Source organism: Hymenobacter agri (assembly GCF_054778495.1).
This window is the reverse complement of sequence record NZ_BAAGZM010000157.1, coordinates 1-7939: the sequence shown is the minus strand read 5'-3', so window position 1 is coordinate 7939 and position 7939 is coordinate 1. Positions and strand designations below refer to the sequence as shown.

The following is a 7939-nucleotide window of genomic DNA, read 5'->3' as shown; positions in this document are numbered from 1 at the left end:
GCGGCGCAGGGCGAGTTCATCGTGCCGCCGCGCACCTTCCGCATCGGCGATTCGGCGGCGGCCTGGGCTTCGTGCGCGCACGTGTTTGAGGGCGTGGCCGAGAACGGTGGGCAGGAGCATTTGTACATCGAAACGCAGGGCGCCTACGCCTTCCCGACGGAGATGGGCGGCGTGCGCATGATTTCCTCCACGCAGGGCCCCACGGCCGTACAGCGCCACACGGCCGTGGTGCTGAGCCTGGGCATGCACCAGGTGGAAGTGGACGTGACGCGCCTCGGCGGCGGTTTCGGCGGCAAGGAAGACCAGGCCACGCCCTGGGGCGCCCTGGCCGCGCTGGGCGCGTTCCTCACCAAAAAACCGGTGAAGCTGGTACTCGACCGCATGGCCGACATGCGCATGACCGGCAAGCGCCACCCCTACTCGTCCGATTTCAAAATCGGCTTCGATAAGGACCTGAAAATCGTGGCCTACGAGGTTGAGTTCTACCAGAACGCGGGCGCGGCGGCCGACCTCTCGCCGGCCGTGATGGAGCGCACGCTCTTCCACGCCACCAACGCCTATTTCGTTCCCAACGTGACGGCCACGGCCTATTCGTGCCGCACCAACCTGCCGCCCAACACGGCCTTCCGGGGCTTCGGCGGGCCGCAGGGCATGTTCGTGATTGAATCGGCCCTGGCCAAAGCGGCCGAGGAACTGGGCTTGCCCACCTCCGAGCTGCAGCGCCGCAACCTGCTGCGCGAGGGCGACCTATTCTCGTACCGACAGGCGGCCGAGGGCTGCCACGCCGAGCAGGCCTGGGACACAGCCGCCGCGGAGTTCGATTTAGCCGCTATTCGGGCCGAAGTCGCGCAGTTCAACCAGACCAATAAGCTCCGGAAAAAAGGCTTCGCGGTGATGCCCATCTGCTTCGGCATCAGCTTCACCAAAACGCCCATGAACCAGACGCGGGCGCTGGTGCACATCTACTCCGACGGCTCGGTGGGCATCAGCACGGGCGCGGTAGAAATGGGCCAGGGCGTAAATACCAAGATTGCGCTGGTGGCGGCCCGCACGCTGGGCATTTCGGTGAACCGCATCAAGGTGGAAACCACCAACACCACGCGCGTGGCCAACACCTCCCCCAGCGCCGCCAGCGCCACCGCCGACCTCAACGGCAAGGCCACCGAAATGGCCTGCCGCGCCCTGCGCGAGCGCCTGCTCCAGCACGCCAGCACCGAGTACACGCTCAACTACGAGGGCCTCGAAATCCGCGACGAGCAGGTGCTGGCGGCAGGAGTGCCCGCCGATACCAACTGGGAAAAGCTGGTGTCGTCGGCCTTCTGGAAGCGTGTGGCCCTCACCGAAAACGCCCACTACGCCACGCCCGGCCTGCATTTCGACGCGACAGTGAACCAAGGCCACCCCTTCGCCTACCACGTGTACGGCACGGCCCTCACCACCGTCACCGTCGATTGCCTGCGCGGCACCTACACCGTGGATGCCCTGCAAATTGCCCACGACTTCGGCCAGAGCTTCAACGAAATCATCGACCGCGGTCAGATTGAGGGCGGCGCGGTGCAAGGCATCGGCTGGATGACGATGGAGGAAGTGGCCTACAACGCCGAAGGCCGTCTACTCAGCAACTCACTGAACAGCTACAAAATCCCCGACATCTACGCCGCGCCCAAGGTGCTCGACGTGCATTTCCTCGACACGCCGGGCCACCCCAAGGCCGTCCTGCGCTCCAAGGCCGTGGGCGAGCCGCCGCTCATGTACGGCATCGGCACCTACTTCGCCCTGCGCGACGCGGTGCGGGCCTTCCAGGGGCACACGTCCCTCCCATTCTCGGCTCCAATGACGCCGGAAAAGGTGTTGGTGAGCTTGTACCCAGAGTTTGTGGGGGCGAGTGAGGTGGCTGCGGTGGCAGCTAAATAGCAGGCGCTATGTGGGGATTATTGAAGGCTTGGCTGCGGCCTTCGCCTCGTAATTCGTCAATTGAATGGATGGGTAATGTCATCATCCTTTCGATTGGCAAGGAATATGACACAGAAAAGCTTTCTGAAATTATCACCCTCAGTAATTCGGAAGACATTAAACGCGCAACTAATGTCATCGTCAATATTGGCGAATTAACATCCATCAATGTGATGGGGCTGGAGATTCTACTGCTCAAAGAAAAGCTGGCGAACCAAGGCCCTTACAGCGTAGTTTTTTGCGGCCTCAAGCCCGGAATAAGGACAATATTTGAAAGACTCGGCTCTGAAGAAGCATTCGGGGAATTGGTCAATTTCAATTCCGTTGACGAAGCACTTGATTTCTTGAAAAGAGTTTGAATAAAAAAGAGGCTGAAGCTCTCATAGCTTCAGCCTCTTTTTGTTTCTGCAGCACTATGAAAACAATAACTGCGGCAGCTTTTCACATGCTAGTCAGATAGATGGCTAGACGCCAGCAAACTTCACTGTGACAATAGGCTGGGTTTCGTCGCACCGAATCAGATAAGGTTGAGTGACGAGCAAGACGGTCGAATCTTTATAGGCAAAGTCGAACTCCTGCAGGATGCTGCTGTCGAAATCGCCCTGCCGGTTCAGCAATTCCGGAAAATGTTGTCGGTAAGCATCCTTCTCCGCTTTTTTGAGGGAATGCCAGTGCTTAAGCGTATCGGTACGGCTATGCTGGCGGCCGGCCCCGTGCGCGCAGCTCCAAAGGGCCTGTTCAAGCGAAACATCCCAGCGGTTGGGCTTGACGATGAGGGAGCCCCGGCTCATCGATAAGGGAATGACCACCTCCCCTTCGCCAAGCAGTTGCGTGCTGCCTTTGCGATGAATCACCGAATCTGACTTGAATTCCAACAGGTTGTGGCAGCTATCGGCAAAGACGGGCTCACCCGGCAGCACGTAGCGGTTGCGTAGCAGAAAGTCGTAGGCTTTGTACACGAATTCCCGGCGGCGGCTGGCCGCGTAGGCCAGCACCCGGCTGTACTCGCGGCAGTAGTCGGGCGTGGCCAGTTCGAGCGGCAGCCAGTCTTGGCCCGGGTTGTGCTGCTGTAGCAGCTCGCAGTTGCACTGATACATGTATATGCCCAGGTTGCGGCTGCCGGTATGCACGATGATGTACCAGTAGTCGTCCGAAGCCTCCAGGGCCAGGAAGTGGTTGCCGCCGCCCAGGCCTTCATCCGTCATGCCGTGTACCTCGCGTTCAAAGGCCCGGTAGTGCCGGGCTTTGTCAAACGGGCGGAGCACCTGCTGCCGGGGAATGCGCAGGTAGGCCACGCCACAGCCCATGTCCTTGCCGGTAACGAGCGGGTAAAAAACGTCTGTGGTTCGAAATGCCACCCCCACCGGAATGGACCGCTCGGAGCAGTAGTGAATATCCGGAAATACGGCGATTTGGCCGATGGATTCTTTTTCCTCGAAAGCGAGAAGGGATTGTAGCGCGTTCTGCTCCACGCCGCTACTATCCGTAAAATAGACTGTTTTCACAAGGTCTTCTTTACGATTGAAATAAAAGGGTCGCGCGCCGGGGAGCAGCCGCAAAATGCGCGCGATATCAGGAGCCTCAGCATAGGCTACGACAAAGGTATGCGCACCCGCCGTTTTCTTTCGCTGCACCTATGACGCCGGAAAGGGTTTTCGTACTTTTGCACCCCGATTTTTACGACCCTATCCGCTCCGTGCAACTTACTCGTTCTATTCGCCTCAGCACTCACGTGCAGGGCTTTCTGATTTATGCGGCTGGCGACACCGCCGCCGCGCTGTTGCTGCATCAGTTTAGCTGGCTGCGGCTGCTGGGCATGGCCCTGGTGGGCGGCCTGCTCTACTCCACGGAGGTGCCGGCCTTCTTCCGCTGGCTCGATTCGCGGGTGCCGGTGCGCCCCAGCAGCGGCCAGCTGCGCAAAACCAGCCGCGCGGCCCTCACCCTGCTCTACTTCAACCCGCTCTGGATTGCCCGGCACTACGTGTTTCTGGGCGTGTTCGGCGGGGCGGCCGAAACGCTGTCGCTGGCACTGCTGCCCGTGGCCGGCCGCTCCTTCCTGCTGAACGCGCCGGTGTCGCTGGCCGCCAACTACCTCATTCAAAACCGCATATCGGTGAGCCGGCGCTTCATAGCCAGCGCCGTGTTCTCGGGCATCATGGCCGTGTCGTATGCGCTGAGCGCGGCCTGGCTGTAGGGCGGCGGGGGCCGGCTACTTCGCTTGCCGGCAATTCAGAAACCAACAAAAAAGCCCCATTGCATTCAGCAGTGGGGCTTTCTGGTTATCATTCGTCAGGCTCCCCTCTCCTGGGGAGAGGGGCCGGGGGTGCGGCATCGCGCTACTGGGCCGCCTTCGCCCGACGCCCCTGCAAAATCCGGTAGAACGAGCGGGTCTGCACCTCTTCCAGCGTGAGGCCGGTGGCGAGGATTTCCTCTTCCGAAATCGCGCCGCAGTTCAGGGCTTTCAGGAAGAAGTTGAGCAGGCCCTGACCGGTGGCGGCGTCGTCGAAAATGTCGCCGGTGAGGGTAGAAATGGCGGCGCGCTCCACGAAGGTTTTTAGGCGGAAAACCGCGTCGTCGTAGCTGCTGAGGAAGAAGTTATAGGTGGCCGCGTAACGCATCGGCAGCTGCGCGGGGTTCAGGTCCCAGCCCTGGTAGAAGCCGTTGATGAGCGAGTGCGTGCTGTGGTGGTAGGCCTGGCGCCAGGCGTTGTGCACCGATTCGCGGTTTTCGCGCAACTGGGCAAAGGTCAGGTTGTCGCCGCGGTGCGGGCCGATGGGCATCACGTTGGTGGCCCCATCGGAGAGGAAGATGCCGGTGCCGCCCAGCGCCACCTTGGTCATGTGGTGGGCGAAGTCGCACACCGGGTGCGCCATGGTCTGGTACCGGGCCGTGATGCCGCAGCTGGCCGTGTAGTCGTAGGTGCCGAAGTGGGCCGCAATGCAGCGCCCCTCGCTGGCCCGGATGATGCGCATGAGCGGGTTGCGCCCTTCCTCGTCCATGATGATTTGCGTGGCTTCCACCATCGTCTCCATTTTGAGCGTGCCGGGGGCCAAGCCGTTGGCCTTTTCCAGCAGTTCAAACAGGCGCACCATCGTCGTCATCTGCTCCGGAATGGTCACCTTGGGCAGCATCACCACGAAGTTGTCGGGCAGCTTGCCGCCGGTTTCGGCCAGCAGCGTAGTCAGAAAAATGTCAAACGTGCGCACGCCGCGCTGCTTCAAATCTTCGGTAAAAGGCTTGATGCGGATGCCGATAAACGGCGAAAGCGTGCCCTGCTGCATGCCCTTAGCCACCTCCTTGGCGGCGCGCACGGCGGTTTCGTCCTCCTCGGCGTCGGGCCGGTTGCCGAAGCCGTCTTCGAAGTCAACGCGGAAGTCTTCCACAGCCTCACGCTTCAGCTTCGCTACAATCTTATTGTAGACCGAATAAGCCAGCCAGGCGGGCTCCTGCTTGCGGTCCTCGGGGCTCAGGGCGTCGAGTTTGGCGGTGAGGGCGGCCACGTCGGCTTCGAGCGTAGGCAGCTGCTCGTGGTTTTTGAATTGCAGCGCGCGGGCCAGCTCCACGAAGTTGGGGGCGTAGGTGAGCAGGTTGTTGAGGGCGATTTCGCCCATCTTCACGCAGGTATCGGCCTTGAAGAGGTTGGCGCCGCCGTACACGGTGTGCACAGGCTGGCGGTCGGGCCGGTCGCCGGGATAAGTCTGTTGAAATTTGATATTAGCCGCGCCGAGCTGGTCGAGCAGGGCGGCTTTGTCGGATTCGGGTAAGCTGAGTTTCATTGGTGGGAATTGGTATTGCGGGGTAGAGACGCAACATTTTGCGTCTCGTCGTTGCTGATGTTGTTTAGTTGTTTGTTCGAACGGTGCGGTTTCGGTTGTTCAACGCGAGTCGTTCAACGACGAGACGCAAAATATTGCGTCTCTACATCGTTCTCACGACCCTCTATAGGTAGAATAACCGAACGGGTTCAGTAGCAGCGGCACGTGGTAATGCGCGTTTTCGGCCACGTTAAACACGATTTCCACGAAGGGATAAAAATTTGCCGTACCGTCCTGCGCGAAATACTCCTGGGTGTAGAATTTCATTTTATACAGGCCCAATTCCACCTGCTTTTCTTTCGGCAGTAAGTCGGGAATACGGCCGTCGGCGTTGGTTTTGCCGCGGGCTATTTCCTGCCAATTATCGCCAACTTGTTGCAGCAGCGCGATGCTGACGTTGGCCGCCGGCTTGCCCTTGGTAGTGTCGAGAATGTGGGTGGTAATCTGGCTCATGCGGCGAGGAGTTTTTCGAGGCGAATGTGAGTGATTTTATCCTGCTCATCGGCAGCAATTAAAATTTCGTCGGCGGGCTGGTTGGGCAGACGGGCTTGCAGCAGGGCCAGCATCTCATCGGCCGTTTTGCCGGTAGCGCACACGATGAAGATATAGCCGAACTTGCGCTCGTAGTTCTCATTGCCCGTCGCCAACGCCTCCAGCGTGGCCTGCGAGGCCTGGCGGACGGAGGCCTGCTCGCCCTCGGCCCAGGTGCTGGTACTGGCGAACTTGGCGCGCAGGGCTTCCACGTCGCCGCCGATTTTGGGGTGATGAGTGAAGGCTTCGCGCCAGTCGGCTTCAGTCAGGCTATTCCATTGGGCGGTGGCTTCGCGCAGCAGCGTTCCAGTGTCGCTAATGGGGAATTGCGCGGCCATGTTCGCTACCCACGCCGTGGAGCCGCAGCACTTTTGCAGCGCTTCGGTGAGGGCGGGTTTGGGCAGGTGGTTGAGTTCGGTTAGGGTCATTATTTATCTTCTTTTTCGCGCAGTTCCGGGTGGGCAATGTTACGGGCCATAAACTCGATGGTCCCTTTATCACACCGTGCTTTCTCTGCAAAAGCAATACCTACGCCGCAGCCAATCAGCGCAATTATTACTGCCGAGTTCAAGCCCCAAGCATTGCGCATATTCAGCCAGATAATCACCCCGAGAATTGCACCAATAACTGTCGGAGAAATAAATATCTGGAGCCACGCTAGCGACGAAAGAAACCATTCAATGATTTTCATTCGGGTAGCTGATTACTTGCGCGGTAGAGATGCTTCGACTACGCTCAGCATGACGTTCTTTTTATTTCAAATACACTACTTCACCGTTGGGAAGCGGTTCACGTTCTTGTAGTAGATGTATACCGACGGCTCCTGGCCCATGGCCGTGGCCCACTGCTGGCAATAGGGCGCCATCCAGATGGAATCGCCTTGTTGAACTGGGTACCAGCACTGGTCGAGCATGTAGATAGCCTGGCCTTCGAGGTACATCAGGCCGTGCTCCATGATGTGGGTTTCGACCATCGGCAGGTTGCCGCCAATGCCGTAGGTGAAGATGTTCACGGCCATATCGAAGCCCAGTTCGTTCGGTAGCAATTCCTGGATGCGCAGGGCCTCGTCGTTCATGTAGATGGGGGCTTTGCTGTAGTCGCGCTCGCCCCAGTACACGCCCGGCGTGGCGTGGCCCGCCAGCGGCTCATACACTTTGTGGAAGGTGAGCAGCTGCGTGCCGGCCTCGGGCTGGCTAAAATCGTAATGCTGGCCCACGGGCACGTACACATACTCGCCCACTTTCAATTGGCGGGTTTCGCCGCCCACGGTGGCCGTGCAGCTGCCCTGCACCACGTAAAAGAAAATCTGCGAGGTCTCGGTTTCGCCCTGCACGCGGCCGGCGTCGGTGAGGGTAATGAGCGTCTGGCAGAGGCGGGCGCCCATCTGCTCGTTGATGATGACGTTGGTGGTGCAGCCCGTCCAGCCGGGCACGTTGCTGTTGATGTAACCATCGGGGGCAATGATGGCGTGGTTGCGCTTCACCACGGAGCGCGTCAGGGCGGACATTTCCATGTACGGGTGGGAATTAGAAATCAGAAGAAAAAAGCCCGTCATGCCCATCTGGCGTCCGCGCAGTCGAAGCATCTCTACCGCGCAAGAATTTGACTTACTCTCGCGGTAGAGATGCTTCGACTGCGCG

At 59.6% G+C, this 7939-nt stretch carries 9 protein-coding genes; 3 read left to right on the top strand and 6 right to left on the bottom strand.

Going from position 1 to position 7939, the window contains the following annotated elements:
* Both ACYVDE_RS10000 and ACYVDE_RS09995 read left to right on the top strand, forming a co-directional pair.
* A partial coding sequence (locus tag ACYVDE_RS10000) for a molybdopterin cofactor-binding domain-containing protein (protein ID WP_460501366.1) occupies positions 1-1914 on the top strand: 1914 nt, incomplete at its 5' end.
* An 8-nt stretch (positions 1915-1922) separates the two neighbouring features.
* The gene (locus tag ACYVDE_RS09995) at positions 1923-2312 is read left to right on the top strand and encodes an STAS domain-containing protein (protein WP_460501365.1); all 390 of its coding nucleotides are present in this window, start codon (positions 1923-1925) and stop codon (positions 2310-2312) included.
* A 105-nt stretch (positions 2313-2417) separates the two neighbouring features.
* Here ACYVDE_RS09995 and ACYVDE_RS09990 read toward each other — a convergent pair whose 3' ends face one another.
* Positions 2418-3458: an RtcB family protein gene (locus ACYVDE_RS09990; protein ID WP_460501364.1), complete on the bottom strand. Its 1041-nt coding sequence runs from the start codon at positions 3456-3458 to the stop codon at positions 2418-2420.
* A 191-nt stretch (positions 3459-3649) separates the two neighbouring features.
* Between ACYVDE_RS09990 and ACYVDE_RS09985 the strand changes: the two genes are divergently transcribed.
* Positions 3650-4147, top strand: a complete 498-nt coding sequence (locus tag ACYVDE_RS09985) for a hypothetical protein (RefSeq protein ID WP_460501363.1) — start codon at positions 3650-3652, stop codon at positions 4145-4147.
* Positions 4148-4289: 142 nt separating this feature from the next.
* Here the strand turns inward: ACYVDE_RS09985 and ACYVDE_RS09980 are convergent, their stop codons facing one another.
* The 5 genes from ACYVDE_RS09980 to allE form a co-directional block, all read right to left on the bottom strand.
* Positions 4290-5729 (bottom strand): DUF6986 family protein, encoded by a 1440-nt coding sequence (locus tag ACYVDE_RS09980; protein WP_460501362.1) that lies wholly within the window; start codon positions 5727-5729, stop codon positions 4290-4292.
* Positions 5730-5882: 153 nt separating this feature from the next.
* A complete protein-coding gene (gene uraH / locus ACYVDE_RS09975; RefSeq protein ID WP_460501361.1) occupies positions 5883-6221 on the bottom strand; it encodes a hydroxyisourate hydrolase in 339 nt (112 codons plus the stop codon).
* A complete protein-coding gene (gene uraD, locus ACYVDE_RS09970) occupies positions 6218-6727 on the bottom strand; it encodes a 2-oxo-4-hydroxy-4-carboxy-5-ureidoimidazoline decarboxylase (protein ID WP_460501360.1) in 510 nt (169 codons plus the stop codon). The genes uraH and uraD overlap by 4 nt, the downstream gene beginning before the upstream one ends.
* Positions 6727-6990 carry a hypothetical protein gene (locus ACYVDE_RS09965; RefSeq protein ID WP_460501359.1) on the bottom strand — a complete coding sequence of 88 codons (264 nt, stop codon included), beginning with the start codon at positions 6988-6990 and terminating at the stop codon, positions 6727-6729. The genes uraD and ACYVDE_RS09965 overlap by 1 nt, the downstream gene beginning before the upstream one ends.
* A 75-nt stretch (positions 6991-7065) precedes the next feature.
* Entirely contained in the window at positions 7066-7812 is a 747-nt protein-coding gene (allE, locus tag ACYVDE_RS09960) for a (S)-ureidoglycine aminohydrolase (protein WP_460501358.1), read from the bottom strand.
* Positions 7813-7939: the final 127 nt, after the last annotated feature.